Below are 21,814 nucleotides of genomic sequence, written 5' to 3' on the forward strand. Positions count from 1 at the left end.
AAGAACAAGAGGCAAGCCCCCGTGTCCGATTTCAGTCTGCTCGACCCGTTCCAGGCGGCCGTCATCCCCTTGGGGGATTGGGTCACCGCAACCCTCAACTTTCTCGTGCACAACTTCCGCGAGGTGTTCCGCGCCATCCGCTGGCCGATCGACCAGGTGCTCAACGGCATCGAATTCACCTTGCAGAGCATCCCGCCCACCATCGGCATCATCCTCTCGTCGCTGCTCGGTTGGCAGCTGGCGGGCAAGCGCATGGCGCTGCTGTGCTTCATTACCTTGACGCTACTGGGCCTGATCGGGGTCTGGTCGGAGTCGATGACCACCCTGGCGCTGGTGCTGACTTCGGTGTTCTTCTGCGCGGTGATCGGCATCCCGCTGGGCATCCTGTGTGCCCGCAGCAACCGCCTGGAAAGCATCATCCGGCCCTTGCTCGACGCCATGCAGACCCTGCCGGCGTTCGTTTACCTGGTGCCGGTGGTGATGCTGTTCGGCATCGGTAACGTACCGGGAGTACTGGTGACCATCGTCTTCGCGCTGCCGCCGCTGGTGCGCCTGACCAACCTCGGCATCCGCCAGGTCCCGGAAGACAAGATCGAAGCCGCCCGTGCCTTCGGCTGCACTCCGCGGCAGATGCTGACCCGCGTGCAGCTGCCGCTGGCCACCTCGACCATCATGGCCGGCCTCAACCAGACCTTGATGCTGTCGCTGTCGATGGTGGTGATCGCCTCGATGATCTCGGTGGGCGGCCTGGGCCAGATGGTGCTGCGCGGCATCGGCCGCCTGGACATGGGCCTGGCCACCGTCGGCGGCGTCGGCCTGGTGCTGCTGGCGATCTTCCTCGACCGCCTGACCCAGGCCATGGGCGCCCGCACCAGCGCCGACCCGAGCCTGCGCTGGTACCACACCGGGCCAGTGGGCGTGGTACTGCGCCTGTGCGGCGCGGCGCAACCGCAAGGGCGGCGCAAGACCGCCTGACTTAACCCCGTTCTATCTGCCGCATCCCGAAACAACAACCAGAAAAAGGTACGCGACGATGTCCGAGTTCAAGTTCCCCCGCCGTTTCCTGCAAACCGCCTGCGCCGTGGCGCTGGGCATGGCCTGCCTGCACGCCAGCGCCTCGACCGACAAGCCGGGTGAAGGGGTGAAGATCACCCCGGCATTCCCCACCGTGGATGAAGAGCGCTTCCGCGGCGAAGTGGCCATCGAGGGCCTGCGCGAGCTGGGCTACAACGTGCAGAAGCCCAAGGAAACCGAATACGCCACGATGATCCTGGCGGTCGGCTACGGCGATGCCGATTTCAGCGTCAACCTGTGGGACAAGCTGCACGCCAGCTTCTACCAGAAGGCCGGGGGCGACCAGAACATGGTCAAGGTCGGCGACATCCTGCCCGGCGTGTTGCAGGGCTACCTGATCGACAAGAAAACCGCCGACCAGTACCACATCAAGTACATCACCGACCTGAAGAAGCCGGAAATCGCCAAGCTGTTCGACACCGACGGCGACGGCAAGGCGGACATGACCGGTTGCAACCCGGGCTGGGGCTGCGAGCTGGTGATCGCCCACCAGATGAAGGCCTACGACCTGGAAAACAGCATACACGTCAACCAGGGTTCGTACTTCGCGCTGATGGCCGACACCATTACCCGCTTCAAGGAAGGCAAGCCGGTCTTCTATTACACCTGGATGCCGCAGTGGGTGGCCGGCGTACTGGTCGAGGGGCGCGACGTGGTCTGGCTGGAGGTGCCGAAAACCGACCTCCCGGGTGGCGACAACAGCGTCGATACGCTGTACCAGGGCAAGAACCTCGGTTTCGCCTTGGACAAGATCGAGGCGGTGATCAACCGCGACTTCGCCGAAAAGAACTCGGCAGCCGTGAAGTTCCTGTCGCTGATGCAGATCCCGGCGGCGGACGAGAGCGCGCAGAACCTGAAGATGCAGAACGGCGAGAAGACCTACGCCGACATCCAGCGCCACACCCAGGAATGGATCGCCGCCCACCGCCAGGCCTTCGATGGCTGGTTGCAGGCAGCACGCGCTGCGGCGATGCAGGCCAGTAACTAACCCCCCAAGCAGAGCAGAACCATGAGCCAGTCAGTCGTCAGCCCTCTCAAAAGCCGCAGTTTCGCCCACCTGGCGCCGGATCACCGCCTCGCCACCGGCGCGGCCTTGCGCCGGGTCGGCTTCGTGCTGCTGGAGCAGTTCTCGATGATGACCCTGACCAGTGCCATGGACACCCTGGCTGCCGCCAACCAGGTCAGCGTCAAGCCGCTGTTCGAGTTCGTGATGATCGGTGACAGCGCGCAGGTGCGCAGCGATTCTGGCATCGTCATCGCCGTCGACCAGACCCTGGCCGACCTTGAGGCGCGCAGCCTGGACTTTTTGTTCGTCTGTGGCGGTTTCCGCGTGCCGCTCAAGCGCAACCCGCGCCTGCGCGGCAAGCTGCGCGAGGCCGACAGCCACGGCTGCCTGCTGGGTGGCTTGTGGAATGGTGCCTACTTCATCGCCGAAGCGGGCCTGCTCGAAGACCATGACTGCGCCTGCCATGTGGAGGGGCGGGCGCTGATGGGCGAGCTGTTCCCGGGTGTGCGCATCAGCCGTGCCGGCCATGTGCTGGACCGCCGGCGCCTGAGCTGCGCCGGTGCCAGCAGTGCACTGGAGATGATGCTGGAACTGCTGGCCGGTCGTTATGGCAAGAGCCTGCTCGACGGCGTGGAGCAGATCGTCGCCGCCGACAAGCCCGCGCCGGCGCTGCCCAGGGTGGTGCCGCCGTTTCGGGTCGGCTTGCCGCAGAACCTCAACGAAGCCATCGAGCTGATGAGCAGCAACATCGAAGAGCCGATTGCCATCGACGAGATCGCCCGGCATGTGAAACTGTCGCGCCGCCAGCTGGAGCGCTCGTTCCGCCAGCACGTGCAGTCGACGCCGCTGACGTTCTACCTGGAGCTGCGCCTGGGGCATGCGCGCCAGTTGCTGCAGCACACCGACAAGCCGATGTCGGAAATTGCCGTTGCCAGCGGCTTCACCAGCTTCTCGTACTTCTATCGGCGCTTTCACAACTTCTTCGCCATGCCACCGCGCAAGTACCGGGCGATGAGCCGGGGCTGGGCGGTGCACTGACCAGGCGCCTATCCTGTTGGCAGTGGACGACCATCAGGAGCAGGCATGAATCGAAACGAGCTGCGCAAGGCGGACATCAACCTCATGGTGGTGTTCGAGGCGTTGATGCAAGAGCGCAACCTCACCCGTGCCGCCGAAAAGCTGTTTCTCGCCCAGCCGACGGTCAGCGCGGCGCTGGCCAGGCTGCGCACGATGTTCAACGACCCGTTGCTGGTCCGCGTCGGCAACCGCATGGAGCCGTCTGCGCGGGCGGCGGAGGTGATCAAGCACCTCACTCCGGCACTGGACGCGATGTCGGCGGCGCTCAGCCTGACCCACGACTTCGACCCGCCGACCAGCAAGATGACCTTCAGGATCGGTTTGTCCGACGATGTCGAATCCGGGCTGTTGCCGCCGTTGCTGCGGGCGTTGCGCACCGAGGCGCCGCATGTGGTGGTGGTCGTGCAGCATGTCGACTACTGGCGTATCCCCGACCTGTTGGCGTCGGGCGACGTCACGGTGGGCATCAGCCAGACCCGCGGCCTGCCCGCCAATGCCAAACGTAAAGTATTACGTACCATGCAGGCGCGGGTGCTGAGGGCCGACAAGTCCGCGCAGCCATTGACCCTGGAAGAGTTCTGCCAACGCCCTCACGTGCAGGTCTCGCCAACGGCCAATACCCAGGGCGTGGTCGATGACTGGCTGAAGGAGATCGGCCATGCGCGCAATGTGGTGTTGTCGGTGCCCCAGTTCAGTTCACTGCCGGCGATCCTGGCCGACACCGAACTGCTCGCCTGCTGCCCCGACTACGCCGCCGAGGCCATGGCCAGCTGGGGCAACCTGCAGAGCGAGACGCTGCCGTTCGACACCGTGCCGCTCGAGCTGGCCATGGTCTGGTTGAGTACCACCGACAGCGACCCGGCCGAGCGTTGGCTGCGCGGGCGGTTGGAGTACTACATGAGTGGTAATCGAGAGATTCGGGTCGGGTAGGTGATTGATTCTGGAGGTGTTCGCTTTGGCATTTTTGGCGCTCGATCTCACAGGCGCCAAAACCCTCAAGCCAGTAACCCGCGAAGGAATCAGTGCCCGCCCTTCATCCGCCGCGCCACCAAGTAGATCACCAATCCCACCAATGCCGTCGCAGCCCCAATGTACCCAGTACTGGTCCAGCCCATACCGGCGCTGATGGCCATGCCGCCAAACCAGGGCCCCAAGGCGTTGGCCAGGTTGAAGGCGGCATGGTTGGACGCGGCCGCCAGGCTTGGCGCTTCGTGGGCGATGTCCATCAGGCGGATCTGCAGTGGCGCGGCCAGGGCGATCATGGTGCCGACCAGGCCGATCCCCAGCAGCACCGACCACAGCGCATGGGCGGCGAGGCTGAAGAACAACAGCACGGCCGCCGACCACACAAGTACAATGCCCACGGCGCGAAACTGCAGGCGGTCGAACAGCTTACCGCCGGCAATGTTGCCGATGATGCCGCCAGCACCGAACGCGGCCAGACCGAAGGGGATCCACTCCGGCGCCACCTGGGTCACCTGCAGCATGGTCGGTGCCAGGTAACTGAACACGCAGAACATGCCGGCAAAGCCGATCGCGGCGATGCCCAGCGCCATCCACACCTGGGGCAGGGTAAAGGCTTGCAACTCCTTGCGCGGGTCGCTGCGCGGTTCATCAACGGGCTGCGGAACGTATCGCCAGACCAGCGCAAAGGTGCACAGGGCGATGGCGCCGACCAGGATGAACGCCGAACGCCAGCCGAAGAACTGCCCGAGGAAAGTCGCCACCGGGTTGCCCAGCAGCATCGCCAGGGTCAGGCCCATCATCACCCGCGCAACGGCGCCGGCACGCTGGTTGCTCGGCACCATGCTCGACGCCACTACCGCGGCGATGCCGAAGTAGGCGCCATGGGGCAGGCCGCTGATGAAGCGGAAGGCGACCATGCTGGTGAACGACGGGGCGAAGGCGGTGGCCAGGTTGCCGATGGCATACAGCGCCATCAGCAACAGTAGCATGTGCTTGCGCAGCAGCTTGGCTCCGAGGATGGCCAAGGTCGGCGCGCCGACCACCACGCCCAGCGCGTAGGCGCTGATGGCGTGGCCGACTTGCGGCTCGCTCAATTGCAGGTTGGTGGCGATATCGGGCATCAGGCCCATGATGGCGAACTCGCCGGTGCCGATGGCGAAGCTGCCGAGCGCCATGGCAGCTTCCATCTTGCCGACGCCACCCTTGGATGCGGCGAGCGGCGGTAATTCCTGAACAGACATTACGGTCCCTTTTTAAACACGTTGAAACATACTGAAACGTTTAACGCAGGATCATACCATTCAGGATTGCTGTGGGTGGGCGAATCAGGCCGGTTCGTTCAAGGGCGCTGCGAATGCCTGGGGGGCGGCCTGCAGCCGTTCTGTCAGGCGCGCCACATAGGCTTCGGCGTCTGCCAGGTTGCTGAACGACACCGGGTGCCCGTCAATGACGACCTTGCAACTCGCATCCTGTTCGTTGCGTTGGATCTCGACCTTCATGCCCACTCCTTGCTGTTGTTTTGGCGCGGCGAGGGTAGCGCAGATTTTCTTCAGTAAAAAGTGAAATAACCGCTCTAGAACGCGTATTTCAGCCTGACTCACTGGTCAGTGTGTGGTGGGTATGCAGCCAATCCCTGGCTGCAGGGCACGTCGGCTGGCGCTGTGGCAAGCCGCCGGCCTGTGCTCAAGCGGTCACTCGGCCATCTGCAATTCTGGCAACTTGACCCGGAAGGCCTTGGTCAGTCCGAGCAGGCAGAGGAAGCCCACGCCCATCCAGCACAAGCCAATGGTGAAGGACATGCTCGACAGGCTGGTCCACAGCCAGATCGTGCTGAGGAACCCGAGCGCCGGAATGGCGCCATACAGCAGGCAGTTGCGCATCCCTCGCAACTGCTGGTCCACCAGGTAGTGCTTGACCACCGCAAGGTTCACTGCCGAGAAGGCGAACAGGGCGCCGAAGCTGATCATGTTGGCCACGGTGTCCAGGGTGATGAACAGCGCCACCAGTGACAGCAGGCTGACCAGCATGATCGCCGTCGCCGGCACGCGCTTCTTCGTCACCAGCTGGCCGAACACCCGGGGCAGCGCGCCATCGCGGCCCATGGCGAACAGCACCCGCGACACGCTGGCCTGGGACACCATCGCCGAAGCGAAGCAGCCGGCCACATAGGTAGCGGTGAAGGCAGTCACCAGCATTTCGCCGCCGACCCGGCGCATCACGTCCACCGACGCCGAATCCGGGTCGGCGAAGCTGGCCCAGTCGGGGAAGACCATCTGCGCGCAGTACGACACCACCAGGAACAGCAGGCCACCGATCACCGACACCGCCATGATCGCCTGGGGAATGCGCCGGGTCGGGTTGCTGGTTTCCTCGGCCATGGTCGACACCGCATCGAAGCCGAGGAACGACAGACACAGCACCGCCGCGCCGGTCATGATCAACGGCACGCTGAAGCCTTCGTGGTGGAACGGCGCCAGCAGCGAGACCGGCGCGGCCTGGCCGCTCATGTGGCGTACCGACAGCGCGACGAACACCACGATGAACACCAGTTGTGCCACCACCAGGATCCAGTTGACCCGGGTGATCGACTCGATGCCGATCAGGTTGAGGAAGGTCACCAGGGCAATCGACCCGGCGACCCACACCCAGGCGTGGATGGCCGGGAAGTACTCGGACATGTAGATGCCGATCAGCAGGTAGCTGAGCAGCGGCAGGAAAATGTAGTCGAGCAGCAAGGTCCAGCCGGCGATGAAGCCGAAGTGGCTGCCGAAGGCCTTGCGCGTGTAGGTGTAGACCGAACCGGAGTAGGGGTGGGCCTGGACCATGCGGCCGTAGCTGTAGGCGGTCAGCAGCATGGCGGCGAGGGTGAGGATGTAGGCGATGGGCAGGTGGCCCTTGGTCATCTGGGTGACCAGCCCGTAGGTGGTGAAGACGGCGAGCGGGACCATGTAGGCAAGGCCGAACAGTACAAGCGCGGTCATGCCCATGGATTTGCGGAAACGGCCGGAGGTGTTGCCGGGCGACGCAGGATGCTGGGGTTGGGCTGTATTTGTTGTTGTATGCATTTGCTAACTCCTGAAATGGGATGCAGGAAGCCGCAGCAGGCGAGCGGGCTCGCTACTGGTGAGGAAGTCTGATCAGAGGTGTGGCTCAGGTGGGGCGGCTCGAATGCTCCCACACTCGGGCAGGCCTCGAAATCACCCTTTCGGGGGAGCAGTTTTTTCCTCTGCAAGGGCCAGAAAAAAGCTGGTTTCGCCGGGCCCGTGGCTGCGCCAAGAATGTTGCCCAGACCCATAACAAGCGGACCGCATGGACGGTCGTCAGGAGTGTGTATGTACGATCTCGGATACTGGCAACAGCGCGCGGCAGGCCTGAACTTGCCAGACAAGGCCTTGATCGGTGGCCGCCAGCTCGGGGCCGCCAGCGATGCAACGTTCGACGCCATCAACCCGGCCACCAATCAGGTCCTCGCCCGTGTCGCCGCGTGCGATCAGGCCGAAGTCGACCTCGCCGTCAGCACCGCGCGCAGGGCCTTCGAGCAAGGGCCGTGGCCGCGCATGGCACCCGTGGAGCGCAAGAAGGTGCTGCTGCGCCTGGCCGAGCTGATCATGGCTCACCGCGAAGAACTGGCGCTGCTGGACTCGCTGAACATGGGTAAGCCAGTCATGGATGCCTACAACATCGACGTGCCGGGTTCGGCCCACGTCTTCGCCTGGTATGGCGAGGCGCTCGACAAGCTCTACGATCAGGTCGCACCAACTGCGGCGAATGCCTTGGCCACCATCACCCGTGAAGCGCTGGGCGTGGTCGCGGCGGTGGTGCCGTGGAACTTCCCGCTCGACATGGCCGCCTGGAAACTTGCCCCGGCGTTGGCAGCGGGCAACACCGTGGTCCTCAAGCCCGCCGAACAGTCGCCGTTCTCGGCCCTGCGCCTGGCCGAACTGGCGCTGGAAGCCGGTTTGCCGGAAGGTGTGCTCAACGTGGTCCCGGGCCTTGGCGAAACGGCGGGCCGCGCCCTGGGCCTGCACCCTGATGTCGACTGCCTGGTATTCACCGGCTCCACCCAGGTGGGCAAGTACTTCATGCAGTACTCGGCGCAGTCCAACCTCAAGCAAGTGTGGCTGGAATGTGGCGGCAAGAGCCCGAACCTGGTGTTCGCCGACTGCCAGGACCTGGACCTGGCCGCCGAGAAGGCCGCCTTTGGCATCTTCTTCAACCAGGGTGAAGTGTGCTCGGCCAACTCGCGGCTGTATGTGCAGCGCTCGATCCACGACGAATTCATAGAGCGCCTGCAGGCCAAGGCCCGCCAGTGGCTGCCAGGCAACCCGCTGGACCCGGCCAGCCGTGCCGGTGCCATTGTCGATGCCGAGCAGGCCACGCGCATTGCCCGGGCCATCGGCCAGGCCAGCGAGGAGGGCGCGCGCCTGGTCTGTGGCGGGCAACGCCTGACCATTGGTGGCTCGGACAACTTCATTGAACCGACCATCTTTGCTGGCGTCGACAACCGCATGAGCCTGGCCCGGGACGAAGTGTTCGGGCCGGTGCTGGCGGTCAGTGCGTTCGATACCGAGGAAGAGGCTATTTGCGTGGCCAATGACAGCATCTACGGCCTGGCGGCGTCGGTGTGGAGCGATGACCTGAACCGTGCGCACCGGGTGGCGCGTGCGCTCAAGGCGGGTACGGTGTCGGTGAACACGGTCGATGCACTGGATGTGACGGTGCCGTTTGGCGGTGGCAAGCAGTCTGGGTTCGGCCGTGACCTGTCATTGCATTCGTTTGACAAGTACTCGCAGTTGAAGACCACCTGGTATCAGCTGCGCGGCTGACGGGGGCTTGGCGCGAGATTTTCAGCGCCTGTGAGATCGGGCGCCGCCCGCGCGGCGCGCGATCTCACAGGCACAAAAATCTCAACTCAGGCACTGAATGGCGTTGGCCTGATGGATTGCTGCATCATAGCAAGCCCGGCCATCCACTGACCCAGGAGACTTCGATGATCAAGCCCGGCGAGCAACTGCCTGACATTACGCTTTACGAATACAGCAACGGCGAGGGCGCCTGCCCGATCGGCCCGAATGCGTTCTCGGTACGTGAGCGCTGCAAGCAGAAGAAAATAGTGATTTTCGCTTTGCCCGGCGCGTTCACGCCCACCTGTTCCGAGCGTCACGTCCCCGGCTACGTAGCTGCGGCACAGGAGCTGTTCGCGGCCGGCGTTGACGAAATTCTCTGTGTTTCGATGAACGATGCCTTCGTCATGAACGCCTGGGGCAACAGCCTGCAGGTCGGCGACGCGGTGAAGATGATCGGGGACGGCAATGGCGAGTTCAGCGAGGCGCTGGGGCTAATCCAGGACCTCTCGGCCCGGGGCTTGGGGCGGCGTTCCCAGCGCTATGCGATGTTGGTTGACGATGGCGTGGTCAAGCACATTGCGGTGGAGGCGCCTGGCAAGTTCGAGGTCAGCGACGCGGCGAGCATGCTGGCGGTGGTGCACTAATGGCTGCCTGACTCCGGGTGAAGGCCTTTTGATATCATTTAAATTTCCTTAGAATGCAGGCCGCCTTTCGCTCGAAGGGTGCCCTGCAATTTTCAAGGAAGTCTTAATGCGATTTGCAAAAGTTATAGGTTTGGCCCTCGCCTTGAGCCTCGGTGGTTGCGCCAGTTTCACCAAGGACGAGGTGGCATCTGTCGACCTGCCGTCGATGACCAGCTATGCCAACAAACCCAATGTCTACGTGGACTTCGACTTCTTCCAGGGTGACCCAGAAAGCGCCAAGGCCAACGAAATGCCGCAAGCCCGGGACATGCTCAAGCCGGAACTCAAACGCGCTTTCAACGAGTCAGGCCTGTTCGGCCGCGTGACCTTCGATGAGTTCGAAAAACAGCCAGGCGACTACAGCCTGCGCCTGAAGGTCTACAACCATGCGCCGAGTGGCGGGCAAATGGTGCTGGCCTTCATCAGCGGCCTGACCTTCACTGTCATTCCCGCCATGGCCACCGACCAATACACCATGAGCCTGGAGACCTTGGATGAGCAGGGCAAATTGCTCACCAAGAACCAGAATCACGATGCCATCAATACTTGGATGGGCATCTGGTTCCTGCCGCTGGTGGGCAACACACCGAAAGCGGCCGTTACAGACACCTTCAACCGCCAGGTCAACGCATTGCTGAAGAACTGGGTGGAAAACAACCGCCTGAAATATTCGGCGCGCGAAACACGCATTCCACGCGCCTGAGCCAAACAGAAAGAGCCGCAATCGCGGCTCTTTTTTTGCTTACTTCAATGCCTTTACAAATTGCGGGTCGCTGTACAGCGACTTGAGCAATGTCTGCAGCATGGGGTTGTAGTTGTTGGCCGCTGTCGGGATCGCAATCGGCCCGAAGAAGCTGCTGTCCCAGTCACGGGTCACGTCCTTGGTCGACTCGTAAAGCACCTGATCGCCCTGACGCAGGGTGAACCGCGCTGCAAGCTCGCCATGTCCGTTGGCCACGCCGGAATTGAGCTGGCTCTTCACCAGTTGTACTTGCAGCTGTCGATCAGCCTTGGGATCGAGCAGGCCTGCATGGCGAAGCTCATCGTTGATGGCTGCCTGAATGTGCAGTGGAATATTGCCTGCGGGTGAAGAAATCGGGTTCAGGCGCACCATCAGCGAGCCTTGCCCGGGCTCGGCCTGCACTTGCGTTTCGCGCACCGCTTGCAGGGGAGCGTTCTGCTTCAACTGCTGAACGTTCTGGTAGTTGGCTTCGTAGCGGGCCATTGTCACACCGCAGCCTTGCAGCAGCAGGACAAGTGGGGCGACCAGGTAAAGCTTGTTCACGGCGGATCCTTGCGTGTCATGAAAAGAGCGCGATTATCGAGGAGTGGCATGTTGCCATCAAGCGTTACGACGTAACTACGCGGGCTTGAACGCTCTGCTTTAATTCTCTTTGTTGCGATTCGACGCGACCGGCTTCTTCCTCAGGACCACCGATGCCCTGTTGGGCAGCGAGCAGATTCCGCCGAGCGAGGCTGACATCCCGGCTGAGGATTTCGCTATCTGGATGCAGCCGGACCGCTTCCGATGTTCATGGCCTTTGCCGACGACCACGGAGCAGATGCCAGCGCCCGGTGATCACGGCTCCAGCAGCTTCTGCAGGCTGGCCAGTATGGCATTGGCATCGTAGGGCTTGCGTATCACCGCCACCTGCTGCAGATGCTGCGGGATGCTGACACTGTCGCCATAACCGGTGGCAAACAGGAACGGAATGCCGCGCCGCACCAGTTCATCGGCCACGCAGATCGACGTGCCGGTGCCCAGGTTGATGTCCAGAATCGCGGCATCCGGTGCCCGGTTGGCCAGCAACCTCATCGCTTCATCCACGGAGCCTGCGGTGATGACATCGGTGATCCGGGCATCGTTGAGTATCTGCTCCAGGCCCACGGCAATGACCAGTTGATCCTCCAGAATCAGCACGCAGGCGTCCGTGCGCGCAGCCAGCAGCGTGTGGGGTTGCGCCACGGGTGTGGCTGGGCACAGGGCGTCCGGCTCAGCGGCCACCGAGAGGTGCCTGGCCGGGATTCGGAAAAGGCCCTGAAGCCCCTCGGGCAGGTATTCGACGCGGCTGATACCGCCCAGGTCGAACGGTATGCTGCGGTCGATCAGCACCGTACCGAAACCACTGCGGCTCGGCGGGCGAACTATCGGGCCGTTGCTCTCGCGCCAGGTGATGTCGCAGGCATTGCCTGCGTCGAGCGACCAGCTGATAAAGAGCCTGCCGCCAGCCCTGGACAGCGCGCCATACTTGGCCGCGTTGGTCGCCAGTTCGTGCAGCACCAGGGCCAGCACCGAATAGGCGCGGGCATCGAGGATCACATTGGGCCCGCTCAGCTCGATGGCTTCCGCCGACGTGCGATAGGGCGACAGCTCGGCTTCGAGCAACGTGGCCAGGCGCCCGCCGCCGTCACCGCGCACGACCTGGTCGTGGGCCAGGGACAACGCGTGGATGCGGCCTTTGAGTGTCGCCACGTAGTCCTTGAGGGTCTGGCTCTCGGACGTCGGGTGGGCCACCAGCGCGCCGATCAGCGAAAGAATGTTCTTGACCCGGTGATTGAGCTCTTCATTGAGGATGCGCTGGCGGACCTCCGCCTTCGAGCGTTCGCTGGCCAGCAGCTCGCTGTTGTGCAAGGCCACTTCGACAATGGCCGTGCGAATGGCCTCGCCAAACTGCCGGTCCTGCTCGCTCCAGGGCAGGGACTGCTGGTGCACCGTCTCTTTCCAGATCGCGAAGCTCTTGCGCGGCGTCAAACGGTCGCCCAGCGCGCCACTCTCGTAGGTCTTGTTCGGGTCGCCGGCCCAGTCGAGCGTCTCGACCACTTCCTTGCGGAACAGCATGAGGTAATCCCTTGGCTGCTGCGACATGGGGATGATCAGCACACCGGAGACTTCGGTGAAGTACTCCTGGGCCACGGGGTGCGCCATGGACAGCCGGTTGGACGCCCAGGTCTTGCCTTCGCTGACCCCTTGGGCAAGGCCCAGCAGGTCGGCAATGGCGGCCTTGGGCGGCGTCAGGCCGGTCGAAGTCCAGCGCCCCTGCATCGACATGCCGATGCCGTCGCACGGGATCAGCGACTGGAATTGGCCCAGGCGCGAATGGAAGAACGCCTCGATGTCGGACGCATGGTTGGCATCACGCAGCAGCGAGTCCAGTGCCTTGTGCACATTGACGGCCGCTTCGAGGTTCTGCCGGGTACGCAGCGTCTCGATGTGCAGCGAGAAGAATTCGCCGAACATTTCCGCCGCCACCCGTTGGCCCATGGCCAGGGTGCGCGGTGCGTAATGGTGGCAGGCGATCAGCCCCCAGAGCGCGCCATTGACGATCACCGAAATCGACATCGAGGCACCCACGCCCATGTTGGTCAGGTATTCGCAGTGGATCGGCGAAACGCTGCGCAGGTGCGCGTAGGAGAGGTCCAGGGGCTCGCCGGACGGGTCCAGTACCGGGTCGATGGCGACCGTCTTGAACGCGGCGTCGGAGATGATCCGGATCGGGTTGCGCAGATACAGGGCGCGGGCCTGCTGGGGGATGTCGGAAGCCGGAAAGTACTGGCCAAGGAAGCTTTCGAGGTCACCACGCTTGGCTTCCGCCACGACTTTGCCGGCGCCGTCGATACCCAGCTGGTAGATCATCACGCGGTCATACCCGAGCACCGCCCGCACGAAACGGGCGGCGTCACGGAACAGCTTGTGGGTCTGGTCGACTTCGCGCAGCTGGGCAATCAACGTGCGCGCCAGTTCGATGGGCTCGGCAATGCTGGCGCCGGCGGGCTCGAACTCGATGATCGCAGTGCCTTTAAATACATGGGCCGAGACATCGAACGCCTGGCCTGAAGGCAGTTGCACGTTGAAAGTCTGCGATGGTCGAGTGCCTTCGCGGGTGCGGGCGAGCGAGTTGCGCAAGGTGTGGGCCACTTCATTGCCCAGTACTTCATGCAGCTTCTGACCATTGATAGCGCCCGTCACGCCAAGCATCTGCGGCAGGTTCAGCGAATGGCGCAGCACGACCGTCGCTGTCGCGTCGCACGCGAGCAAGCAGCCGTGGGGTTGAATGCTGCCCGGGACCTGGATCGGCTCACGATCACAGTTGGTCAGGTTTACTTGGGGGTCAAAGGTCATTGGGCCCATGCCTGGAAAAGAAGAGGGGAACGCGTGACGTACAGTACAGCAGAAAGCCCGGGCGCTACCCGGACGGCGGCAATTGCCACTGCGGGTTCGACAACCGCTCCACGAAGAAGTCGGCCAGTGCCTGGACCTTGCGCGGTCGGGTGCGCGCGGACGGGGTCACGAAGTACAGGCCCCCTTGGGTCATCCGCCATTCGGGCAGCAGCTGCTCGAGCCGGCCGTCGGCCAGGTACTCGGCGGCGATGAATTCCGGTAGTTCGGCAATCGCCATGCCTGCCAGCAAGGGTGCGATCAGGGCATCCGAGTTGGTCACCCGCAGCGGCCCGCGGGGCGTCACGTCGTGCTCGCTGCCGTCGGCGTGGCTAAAACGCCAGACCTGGCTGCGGGCGCGATAGGCGTAGCTCATGCAGGCGTGGCCAGCCAGCTCGCGCGGGTGCGTGGGGTGGCCATGGCGGGCAAGGTAGGACGGCGCCGCCACCAGGTACTGGCTGACCGCACAGATACGCCGCGCCACCAGTGATGAGTCGGGCAGGGCGGCAATACGCAAGGCTGCGTCGAAACCCTCGGCGATCAGGTCGACGGTCGAGTCGGACAGGTGCAGGTCGAGTTCCAGCCCAGGGTATTGCGCCAGCAACTCGGGCAGTAGCGGCGCGACCCAGCGCAAGCCGAAGGACATCGGCACGGCCAGGCGCACCAGCCCGCGCGGTTGCACCGACAGCTCCTGGGCTTCGCTCTCCATTTCCTCGGCCTGGCGATACAGCGCACTGGCTTGCTCGACCATGCGCTGGCCGAATTCCGTCAGTGAAAGTTGCCGCGAAGTGCGGTTGAACAGGCGCGCCCCCAGCCGTTCTTCAAGGCGCGCCACCGCACGCGAGACCGTGGGTACCGAAACGCCGATGGCCCGTGAGGCGGCGGCGTAAGAGCCTTCTTCAGCCACTTTGGCGAACATCGCCAGGCCTTCGAAATCTGGAATTCTTGGCATTTCATTTCTGCAATGATGTCTTTCGAATGATTCTATTTTGAAAGGACAGGTTAGTCGATACGCTTCTCCCCACAGCAACTCACCACCTCAACGGGAGAAACACCATGAGCAAGAAACTCGAAGGCAAGATCGCACTGGTCACTGGCGGTACCACCGGCATCGGCCTGGCCACGGCAAAACGCTTTGCCGAGGAGGGTGCCCATGTCTACATTACCGGGCGCCGTCAGGCGGAGCTGGACAAGGCGGTGGCACTGGTCGGCAATGCCACCGGCATTGCGGTCGACTCCACCCGGCTGGAGCAACTGGATGAGCTGTATGCCCGCATCGGTCAGGAAAAGGGCCGCCTGGATGTGCTGTTTGCCAACGCGGGTGGCGGTTCCATGTTGCCCCTGGGCGAGATTACCGAGGCCCACTATGACGAGACCTTCGACCGCAACGTGAAAGGGGTGCTGTTTACCGTACAAAAGGCGCTGCCGCTGCTGGCGCGCAACGCATCGGTCATTCTTACGGGCTCCACGGCCGGTAGTTCCGGCACCGCAGCATTCAGTGTGTACTCGGCGTCCAAGGCCGCCGTGCGGGCCTTGGCCCGTAGCTGGATTCTGGACCTGAAGGACCGCGCAATCAGGGTCAATACGCTCAGCCCAGGCGCCACACGTACTCCCGGGCTGGTCGAGCTCGCCGGGCCGGATGCCGAGCAACAGCAGGGCCTGCTGGATTACCTGGCGGCGCAGGTGCCGCTGGGGCGGGTGGGCGAGCCGGTCGAGATCGCCAATGCGGCGGTGTTCCTGGCCAGTGACAATGCCAGCTTTGTCAACGGGGCTGAGCTGTTCGTGGACGGTGGGCAGGCCCAAGTCTGAGCATCAGGATGGCGAATTACAGGCGGAGTACAAATGTACTCCTGCCTGTTGACGGCCATCAGGCAGACAGGCGAGACCGTGGCGACGTTTCGGTGCATCATGTGGGTCTCGGTATGCAGAGCAGCTCTCAAGCAGTATTGAAAAATGAAACGTCCGCTATTTGTTGCGCTAGATGGCCCGAAGGGGACCGGCAAGACCACCTTGCTGGAGGCTGTTACCCACGCCCTGAGGGCAGACAACAGGACGGTGATCCGGCTGTGCGAGAAGAAAAACGATCCCTTCAGGGCTGAGACCATGGCGCTGGTCAACCACTTGGCAAGAAACCCCTGCCAGGAGCTGGAACTGAAGGTCTGTGCGCGCCTGGCCGATAGCCGTGCGTGGATTTCCCGCAACGTGCTGCCCAGGCAACCGGCAAACAGCATCATCCTGATCGATCGCTGGTACCCCTCCGATGCCGCCTTTCGCCGGTCAGTCCCGTTTGCCGAGATTCTGCAGATGAACCGCGAACGCAATGTGCAAGTGCCGGACCTGCATGTCGGGGTGGTCACCTCGCCTGACACCTCGTGGGCAAGGGCAGCGGCACGTACGCGGGGGCTGGGCAGTACGGTGATCCGACGGCTGGATGAGCAGATCGCTTGCACTGAAGCATTCGAGCGGGCGGTTGCCGACCATGGCTGGGTCCTGTGCCGTAATGAAGGAACGGTCGAAGACGCGACGCGGCAGGTGGTCGCTGAGATCCAGGGCGTGCTGGCCTCAAACAACCGTTAGTGTGCGAGATGAGATCATGGCGCAAACCGACGTTCTCATTGCAGGTGCCGGCCCGACCGGGCTGACACTGGCGCTTTGGCTCACCCGGCAGGGTGTTGCCGTCAGGATCATCGACAAGAGCAGCGGCCCTGGCGAAGCTTCGCGTGCCATGGCTGTTCAAGCCCGCACGCTGGAGCTCTATCGCCAGCTCGACCTTGCCGAGGCGGTGATTGATGCCGGCTACAAGACACCAGCCATGAACCTGTGGGCCAGAGGCCGGCGCAGAGCGCGCATTCCCTTGACGGATGCTGGCGCTGCGATTTCTGCGTACCCATTCGTTTTGATCTATCCCCAGGACCGTCATGAGCGCTTGCTGGAGCAGCGGCTCCATGGGCTCGGCGTGAACGTGGAACGCCAGACCGAACTGCTGTCTTTCGAAGAGGGGGAAAGCCATGTCACCGCTACCCTGAAGCACGCTGATGGGCAGGAAGAGGCGTGCGCTGCGACATACCTGGCGGGGTGTGATGGGGCCCATTCGCTCGTGCGTCATGCGCTCGGCAGTGGTTTCGAGGGCGGTACCTACAAGCAGCTTTTCTATGTGGCGGATGTCAGGGTAACGGGTATCGAGCCAGCGGGTGAGGCACACATAGCGTTTGATAAATCTGACTTCGTGCTGCTGCTGTGCTACGGCGAAAAGGATCAATACCGCCTGATCGGCACCGTGCGGGACGAACGTGCGGAGCATCCTGAGCATCTGACGTTTGCCGACGTCGGCCATGACGCCATCAACGGCCTGAACCTGAAGATTACCGAGGTGAACTGGTTTTCTGCCTACCGCGTTCACCATCGTGTCACGGATCATTTCCGCCGTGGTCGAGCGTTTCTGCTTGGCGATGCCGCGCATGTCCACAGCCCGGCAGGCGGGCAGGGCATGAACACCGGCATTGTGGATGCGAACAACCTGGCCTGGAAGCTGGCTGCGGTGATCAAGGGCAAGGCGCCCGATAGATTGCTCGACAGCTACCCGATCGAGCGCCAGGCCTTTGCCCGCAAACTGGTGGAGACCACGGACAGGCTGTTCGCACTGGTTACCGCCCAAGGCGGCTTCGCCGAATTTGTGCGCACACACGTCGCGCCGGTCATCGCCAGCGTGGCGTACAAGCGCGAAAGTGTCCGTGAGTACCTGTTTCGAGTGGTATCGCAAACCCGCATCGACTATCGCGACAGCCAGCTGAGCCAAGGCAAGGCAGGCGAGGTTCAGGGCGGTGATCGCCTGCCTTGGTTGCCTGGGGCCACGGCGGACAACTACGCATCATTGACAGCCATTGCGTGGCACGTGCATGTGTACGGCGAAGCTAAGGCAGACCTGGCCCAATGGTGCACTCAGCATGGCATTGCACTGCAGGTTTTCCCTTGGCAGCCTGCGCACGAGCAGGCCGGCATCGCCAGAGATGCCACCTATCTATTGCGGCCTGATACCTATGTCGCATTGGCTGATCCTGAGGGCGACATAGCAATGTTGAGCAGATATGTTGAGGAGCAGGGCATCACGCTGTCCGCTTGAGGTGCCGTGGGCGGCGATTGCCTGAGCGTTGGAACAGGAATTGCTGTAAGCCAGGGAAACGCCACAAACTGGGTAATCCGGCCATGCTCCCTGTAGACCACTGCTATCTGCGCGTCAGGCCATGGCACCCATGTTCGGGTTTGCGGCACCCTGTATTGGGTCATTTGGCAGGTTCAAGTACCTGTTCCGGCTGTAACGGCGGAACAGGGGGGACAGGCGGAAAAGCCAGATAGCGTCGTTCAGTGCACATGGGCGTGGGAGTGGATAGTCAACGCACCGGCACCTTGGTGCGCTCGAGGCGGCCGCGATCCAGCCATCGAAACCTTTGCTCAAAGGCGCGCTCGAGCACATCCACTTGCGTACTCCGAGCGGCTAGCCAGAAGTGCCAGCCATGCTCGCCAGGTGCCTCTCCAAAGCGCTCGTTGCTCGACTGCCCGTCTGCTCGTCGGCGCCCATCTTCAGGATTTGGCAAAGCCGCTCAAGCTGCGCCCGCGTGATCCCGGTATTCATGCTGATTCGCATGTGTGCCTGAAGCTGCGGCTCCACACCAATCAGCGCGGATAGCATGCCCAGCGTCGCCAGTTCTCGGATTAGCCAATCCAGGTTGTCTCGCTCGAAGATATCGCCAAACAAATGGGTGCGCAGATACTGATTGGCAATTGGCGCGAAATCGAACAAGGTCCCTTCAACCCTCGACCCTGATAGCTTCGTCTGATTGGCTGTGCCTGCAGCCAGCAAGGCGTCGCCTTGTGGTATCGGACGGCCAGGCTCGCGACCTGGATCGTCAGTGATGCCACGCTGTTTGCGTGCCTCCAGTACCCTCATCAGCTCCGACAGCGCATTGAGAGAGCGAGGAAAGCCGGCGTAGGCATAGAGCTGGACGAGCACTTCGCGCAGTTCGCTGACTGTCAGGCCCGTATCCAAGGCTTTGTCCAGTGCGGTGGTCAAACGCGGCATGTCGCCAGCCGCAGCAAGCGCGGCCACTACCACAACAGCCTGTTGTTGCTCGCTGAGCGAGGTAGAGTTCGATGGGTGCGAAATTGATGAGGTCACTGAATTATCCGTTCCGGTAGCGTCAGACCAAGCCGTTTGTGCAGTTTGCCCCCAGTTAACGAGCACGTGGTTCATCGGCTCAGTCTCTTTTGGCTGGGCCGCTCATGTAAGCGTCATCAGTGACTGGCTCCAGCCAGTCTACAGCCTTGCCATCCAGAAACTCATTGATCGCGACATGCTGCATGGCGGTGGTGTCGGTCGCGCCATGCCAGTGACGTCGGCCACAGCTGCACCAGATCAGGTCGCCCGTCCGGATCTCGGTCTTCGGCCCATCCTCGCATTGCGTCCAACCTACGCCATCGGTGACGAGCAAGCCCTGGCCCAGAGGATGGGTGTGCCAGTGTGTACGAGCCCCTGGCTCGAAGTTCACTACCGCAACACCAACCCGTGCAGGAGCAGGGGCAGTGAAGACACGATCGATGCGTACCCGACCCGTGAACCAGTCAGCAGGCCCCTGGATGGCTTGGGTTGAACCCGCGCGGTAAATCTGCATATTGGCGCTGGGATGGTTGTTATCAATCATGGTGTTCATAACCTCTCAAAAATCGGCTTGAGAGAACTGTACTCACCGCGTTTTAATTCGAGTATTGGCAAAATCCAGAAATCGGTTTGAAGCTGGGCTTAATAATGAAAGCAGACAACTTGAGCGATCTGGCGGTTTTCGTGGCCGTGGCCAGGGAGCGTAATTTCACCCGGGCAGCGGCGCATCTGGGGGTACCACCATCGGCCGTCAGCCAGACAATTCGGGGTCTGGAGGAGCGTCTCGGGGTGCGGCTACTCACGCGCACCACCCGTAGCGTCACCAGAACCGAGGCGGGGGAACGTCTGCTGCAAGAGATCGCGCCGCTGTTGGACCAGATTGACGGGTGCCTTGGTGCGCTGACGGAGTTCGGTCAACACCCATCAGGCACGGTGCGCATTACCACTGACGAATTCGCCGCCCGCAACGTTCTTTGGCCCAAGCTGCAGTCGGTAATCGAGTCCTATCCAGACATCACGATTGAGTTGATGACCGACTACGGCCTGACGGATATCGTTGCCGAGCGCTTCGACGCGGGCGTGCGACTGGGCGGCATCATTGATGCCGACATGGTAGCGGTACCCATTGGGCCACCCATGCGCATGGTTACCGTCGCGTCACCTGCCTACCTGAAGCGATACGGCGTACCCCAGCGGCCTGAAGAGCTGATGACCCACCGCTGCATCAACCTGCGCTTGCCAACGCACGGCGGTCTTTACCCCTGGGAGTTCACCCGCGATGGCAATGAGTTCCGTGTCCGAGTACAAGGGCCACTGATCATGAACAGTTCGCTGCAGATACTCGATGCCTGCCTTGCCGGGGCGGGGCTGGCCCAGGTGACCGATGCCCATGTACATGCGTACATCGGCAGCGGCGCGCTTGAGGAGGTGTTGGGTGAGTGGTCGGAAATGTTCCCTGGCTATTACCTCTATTACCCGACACGCCGGCAGCAAACGGCTGCGTTCAAGGTGGTTCTGGATGCACTCCGGAGCGTGGGGGTGCCGGCATAAGACTCTGTCACGCTAGGGAAGGTGAGGGCATGAAAACTAAGAAGCCCGCGCTATCACGCGGGCTTTTGTTTGAGCCGTGATCAGAACCCTTCCAGGACAATCTTGCCTCGGGCCTTGCCGCTTTCGATCAAGGCGTGGGCTCGTTTGAGATTGTCGGCACAAATGCTCCCGAAATGCTCCCCGACAGTCGTTCTAAGTATGCCGTCGTCGACCAGCTGCGAAACACGTTCGAGCAGTTGATGCTGCTTGATCATGTCCTCGGTCTCGTACAGCGAGCGGGTGAACATGAGCTCCCAATGCAATGACAGCGATTTGCGCTTGAGCGGCATGACATCCAGCTGTGCGGGATCATCAATCAGTGCGAGCTTGCCTTGTGGGCGAAGCACCTCCACCAGTTGCGGCAGGTAAGTATCGGTGTGCGTCAGACTGATCACATAATCAATCGGATTCAGCTCGAGCTCTTCCAGCTGAAGCGGGATCGATTCAGCGTGGTCAATGACGTGATGAGCGCCCAACTCCTTGACCCAGGTTTGAGTCTCAGGCCGTGAGGCAGTGCCTATGACAGTAAGCTGCGTCAGCTTTCTTGCCAGCTGCACCAGGATCGAGCCCACTCCGCCAGCAGCGCCGACTACGAGCAGGCTTTGCCCTTTACCGCCATTTTCTTCAACGGCTAGACGGTCGAACAGCAATTCCCAGGCAGTGATGGACGTGAGGGGCAGGGCGGCGGCACTTGCGTTGTCCAGGCTGCGAGGCTTGTGGCCGACAATGCGCTCATCCACCACATGGAGCTCGCTATAGCTGCCTGGTCGATCGATGGCGCCGGCGTAGAACACCTCATCCCCTGGCCTGAATAGCGTTACCTGAGGGCCAGTCTCGCGGACAACGCCGACGGCATCCCAGCCGAGAACCTGTGGTTGCTCACCGCCACGGCTGGCCCGAATCTTCGTATCAACCGGATTGACCGCAATCGCCTTGATCTCGATCAGCAGGTCCCGGGCACCGGGCTTCGGTGATGGCAACTGCGCGTCGAACAGCGACTGGGGATCCTGGATCGGTAAACCAGCCTGGGTGTAAACGACAGCCTTCATGGGCTTTACCTCTTGGAAATCGAAAAGTGGCTGCAGGCTATGCGTTTTTATTCACGCAAAAAACAGCCTGAATGAAGTAAGACTTTCTCGCTGGCAATGAAAATGATGTGGAGCGTGCGTGTCGTCAGCGTTTCCTACGACGATGACAGGGCCTGGGCTGCCGAGCGAGCGTACCTATCTAATACCATATTTAACATAATATGCATTATGCGCA

At 62.3% G+C, this 21,814-nt stretch carries 20 protein-coding genes; 11 read left to right on the forward strand and 9 right to left on the reverse strand.

Going from position 1 to position 21,814, the window contains the following annotated elements; translation table 11 throughout:
* The first annotated feature begins 21 nt into the window (after positions 1-21).
* The 4 genes from proW to ACLEJU_RS17920 are packed head-to-tail and all read left to right on the forward strand — an operon-like array spanning position 22 to position 4,087.
* Positions 22-975, forward strand: coding sequence for a glycine betaine/L-proline ABC transporter permease ProW (gene proW, locus ACLEJU_RS17905; RefSeq protein ID WP_435425099.1), 954 nt, complete (start codon positions 22-24; stop codon positions 973-975).
* 58 nt (positions 976-1,033) lie between these two features.
* Positions 1,034-2,062: a glycine betaine/L-proline ABC transporter substrate-binding protein ProX gene (proX, locus tag ACLEJU_RS17910; protein WP_435425100.1), complete on the forward strand. Its 1,029-nt coding sequence runs from the start codon at positions 1,034-1,036 to the stop codon at positions 2,060-2,062.
* Positions 2,063-2,083: 21 nt separating this feature from the next.
* On the forward strand, positions 2,084-3,118 hold the full coding sequence (locus tag ACLEJU_RS17915) for a GlxA family transcriptional regulator (RefSeq protein ID WP_435425101.1): 1,035 nt from the start codon (positions 2,084-2,086) through the stop codon (positions 3,116-3,118).
* 45 nt (positions 3,119-3,163) lie between these two features.
* The gene (locus ACLEJU_RS17920) at positions 3,164-4,087 is read left to right on the forward strand and encodes a LysR substrate-binding domain-containing protein (RefSeq protein WP_435425102.1); all 924 of its coding nucleotides are present in this window, start codon (positions 3,164-3,166) and stop codon (positions 4,085-4,087) included.
* A gap of 89 nt (positions 4,088-4,176) precedes the next feature.
* On the opposite strand, the gene ACLEJU_RS17925 is transcribed toward ACLEJU_RS17920, so the two are convergent.
* The 3 genes from ACLEJU_RS17925 to ACLEJU_RS17935 form a co-directional block, all read right to left on the reverse strand.
* Positions 4,177-5,364: an MFS transporter gene (locus ACLEJU_RS17925; protein WP_435425103.1), complete on the reverse strand. Its 1,188-nt coding sequence runs from the start codon at positions 5,362-5,364 to the stop codon at positions 4,177-4,179.
* Positions 5,365-5,448: 84 nt separating this feature from the next.
* Positions 5,449-5,622 carry a hypothetical protein gene (locus ACLEJU_RS17930; protein WP_435425104.1) on the reverse strand — a complete coding sequence of 58 codons (174 nt, stop codon included), beginning with the start codon at positions 5,620-5,622 and terminating at the stop codon, positions 5,449-5,451.
* 192 nt (positions 5,623-5,814) lie between these two features.
* Positions 5,815-7,188 (reverse strand): APC family permease, encoded by a 1,374-nt coding sequence (locus tag ACLEJU_RS17935; protein WP_435425105.1) that lies wholly within the window; start codon positions 7,186-7,188, stop codon positions 5,815-5,817.
* A 267-nt stretch (positions 7,189-7,455) separates the two neighbouring features.
* Here ACLEJU_RS17935 and ACLEJU_RS17940 point away from each other — a divergent pair, with 267 nt between their 5' ends.
* The 3 genes from ACLEJU_RS17940 to ACLEJU_RS17950 all read left to right on the forward strand — a co-directional run bounded on the left by ACLEJU_RS17940 (position 7,456) and on the right by ACLEJU_RS17950 (position 10,356).
* A complete protein-coding gene (locus ACLEJU_RS17940) occupies positions 7,456-8,949 on the forward strand; it encodes an aldehyde dehydrogenase (RefSeq protein ID WP_435425106.1) in 1,494 nt (497 codons plus the stop codon).
* 164 nt (positions 8,950-9,113) lie between these two features.
* Positions 9,114-9,614, forward strand: a complete 501-nt coding sequence (locus ACLEJU_RS17945) for a peroxiredoxin (protein ID WP_435425107.1) — start codon at positions 9,114-9,116, stop codon at positions 9,612-9,614.
* Positions 9,615-9,720: 106 nt separating this feature from the next.
* Positions 9,721-10,356 carry a hypothetical protein gene (locus ACLEJU_RS17950; protein WP_435425108.1) on the forward strand — a complete coding sequence of 212 codons (636 nt, stop codon included), beginning with the start codon at positions 9,721-9,723 and terminating at the stop codon, positions 10,354-10,356.
* 39 nt (positions 10,357-10,395) lie between these two features.
* Here ACLEJU_RS17950 and ACLEJU_RS17955 read toward each other — a convergent pair whose 3' ends face one another.
* The 3 genes from ACLEJU_RS17955 to ACLEJU_RS17965 form a co-directional block, all read right to left on the reverse strand.
* Positions 10,396-10,938, reverse strand: a complete 543-nt coding sequence (locus tag ACLEJU_RS17955) for a hypothetical protein (protein WP_435425109.1) — start codon at positions 10,936-10,938, stop codon at positions 10,396-10,398.
* Between the two features lie 294 nt (positions 10,939-11,232).
* On the reverse strand, positions 11,233-13,773 hold the full coding sequence (locus ACLEJU_RS17960) for an HWE histidine kinase domain-containing protein (RefSeq protein WP_435425110.1): 2,541 nt from the start codon (positions 13,771-13,773) through the stop codon (positions 11,233-11,235).
* Positions 13,774-13,837: 64 nt separating this feature from the next.
* The gene (locus ACLEJU_RS17965; RefSeq protein WP_435425111.1) at positions 13,838-14,761 is read right to left on the reverse strand and encodes a LysR substrate-binding domain-containing protein; all 924 of its coding nucleotides are present in this window, start codon (positions 14,759-14,761) and stop codon (positions 13,838-13,840) included.
* A gap of 104 nt (positions 14,762-14,865) precedes the next feature.
* On the opposite strand from ACLEJU_RS17965, the gene ACLEJU_RS17970 reads away from it, so the two are divergent.
* From ACLEJU_RS17970 to ACLEJU_RS17980, 3 genes are all read left to right on the forward strand, one after another.
* Entirely contained in the window at positions 14,866-15,618 is a 753-nt protein-coding gene (locus tag ACLEJU_RS17970) for an SDR family NAD(P)-dependent oxidoreductase (protein ID WP_435425112.1), read from the forward strand.
* A 144-nt stretch (positions 15,619-15,762) separates the two neighbouring features.
* A complete protein-coding gene (locus ACLEJU_RS17975; RefSeq protein WP_435425113.1) occupies positions 15,763-16,386 on the forward strand; it encodes a dTMP kinase in 624 nt (207 codons plus the stop codon).
* Positions 16,387-16,402: 16 nt separating this feature from the next.
* On the forward strand, positions 16,403-17,929 hold the full coding sequence (locus ACLEJU_RS17980) for an FAD-dependent monooxygenase (protein WP_435425114.1): 1,527 nt from the start codon (positions 16,403-16,405) through the stop codon (positions 17,927-17,929).
* A 372-nt stretch (positions 17,930-18,301) separates the two neighbouring features.
* Here the strand turns inward: ACLEJU_RS17980 and ACLEJU_RS17985 are convergent, their stop codons facing one another.
* Positions 18,302-19,057, reverse strand: coding sequence for a carboxymuconolactone decarboxylase family protein (locus ACLEJU_RS17985; protein WP_435425115.1), 756 nt, complete (start codon positions 19,055-19,057; stop codon positions 18,302-18,304).
* Positions 19,058-19,061: 4 nt separating this feature from the next.
* A complete protein-coding gene (locus ACLEJU_RS17990; RefSeq protein WP_435425118.1) occupies positions 19,062-19,505 on the reverse strand; it encodes a (R)-mandelonitrile lyase in 444 nt (147 codons plus the stop codon).
* Positions 19,506-19,609: 104 nt separating this feature from the next.
* Between ACLEJU_RS17990 and ACLEJU_RS17995 the strand changes: the two genes are divergently transcribed.
* Positions 19,610-20,512 carry a LysR family transcriptional regulator gene (locus ACLEJU_RS17995; RefSeq protein WP_435425116.1) on the forward strand — a complete coding sequence of 301 codons (903 nt, stop codon included), beginning with the start codon at positions 19,610-19,612 and terminating at the stop codon, positions 20,510-20,512.
* 80 nt (positions 20,513-20,592) lie between these two features.
* Here the strand turns inward: ACLEJU_RS17995 and ACLEJU_RS18000 are convergent, their stop codons facing one another.
* Positions 20,593-21,600, reverse strand: a complete 1,008-nt coding sequence (locus ACLEJU_RS18000) for a zinc-binding alcohol dehydrogenase family protein (protein ID WP_435425117.1) — start codon at positions 21,598-21,600, stop codon at positions 20,593-20,595.
* Positions 21,601-21,814 lie beyond the last annotated feature (214 nt).

The organism is Pseudomonas sp. SMN11 (genome assembly GCF_052041945.1).
Taxonomy (GTDB): domain Bacteria; phylum Pseudomonadota; class Gammaproteobacteria; order Pseudomonadales; family Pseudomonadaceae; genus Aquipseudomonas.

Excerpts from the sequence above, each read along its gene's own strand:
- proX (WP_435425100.1), top strand. The coding sequence starts at position 1,034 with ATGTCCGAGTTCAAGTTCCCCCGCCGTTTCCTGCAAACCGCCTGCGCC.
- ACLEJU_RS17915 (WP_435425101.1), top strand. The coding sequence starts at position 2,084 with ATGAGCCAGTCAGTCGTCAGCCCTCTCAAAAGCCGCAGTTTCGCCCAC.
- ACLEJU_RS17920 (WP_435425102.1), top strand. The coding sequence starts at position 3,164 with ATGAATCGAAACGAGCTGCGCAAGGCGGACATCAACCTCATGGTGGTG.
- ACLEJU_RS17925 (WP_435425103.1), bottom strand. The coding sequence starts at position 5,364 with ATGTCTGTTCAGGAATTACCGCCGCTCGCCGCATCCAAGGGTGGCGTC.
- ACLEJU_RS17930 (WP_435425104.1), bottom strand. The coding sequence starts at position 5,622 with ATGAAGGTCGAGATCCAACGCAACGAACAGGATGCGAGTTGCAAGGTC.
- ACLEJU_RS17935 (WP_435425105.1), bottom strand. The coding sequence starts at position 7,188 with ATGCATACAACAACAAATACAGCCCAACCCCAGCATCCTGCGTCGCCC.
- ACLEJU_RS17940 (WP_435425106.1), top strand. The coding sequence starts at position 7,456 with ATGTACGATCTCGGATACTGGCAACAGCGCGCGGCAGGCCTGAACTTG.
- ACLEJU_RS17945 (WP_435425107.1), top strand. The coding sequence starts at position 9,114 with ATGATCAAGCCCGGCGAGCAACTGCCTGACATTACGCTTTACGAATAC.
- ACLEJU_RS17950 (WP_435425108.1), top strand. The coding sequence starts at position 9,721 with ATGCGATTTGCAAAAGTTATAGGTTTGGCCCTCGCCTTGAGCCTCGGT.
- ACLEJU_RS17960 (WP_435425110.1), bottom strand. The coding sequence starts at position 13,773 with ATGACCTTTGACCCCCAAGTAAACCTGACCAACTGTGATCGTGAGCCG.
- ACLEJU_RS17965 (WP_435425111.1), bottom strand. The coding sequence starts at position 14,761 with ATGCCAAGAATTCCAGATTTCGAAGGCCTGGCGATGTTCGCCAAAGTG.
- ACLEJU_RS17970 (WP_435425112.1), top strand. The coding sequence starts at position 14,866 with ATGAGCAAGAAACTCGAAGGCAAGATCGCACTGGTCACTGGCGGTACC.
- ACLEJU_RS17975 (WP_435425113.1), top strand. The coding sequence starts at position 15,763 with ATGAAACGTCCGCTATTTGTTGCGCTAGATGGCCCGAAGGGGACCGGC.
- ACLEJU_RS17980 (WP_435425114.1), top strand. The coding sequence starts at position 16,403 with ATGGCGCAAACCGACGTTCTCATTGCAGGTGCCGGCCCGACCGGGCTG.
- ACLEJU_RS17985 (WP_435425115.1), bottom strand. The coding sequence starts at position 19,057 with ATGAACCACGTGCTCGTTAACTGGGGGCAAACTGCACAAACGGCTTGG.
- ACLEJU_RS17990 (WP_435425118.1), bottom strand. The coding sequence starts at position 19,505 with ATGATTGATAACAACCATCCCAGCGCCAATATGCAGATTTACCGCGCG.
- ACLEJU_RS17995 (WP_435425116.1), top strand. The coding sequence starts at position 19,610 with ATGAAAGCAGACAACTTGAGCGATCTGGCGGTTTTCGTGGCCGTGGCC.
- ACLEJU_RS18000 (WP_435425117.1), bottom strand. The coding sequence starts at position 21,600 with ATGAAGGCTGTCGTTTACACCCAGGCTGGTTTACCGATCCAGGATCCC.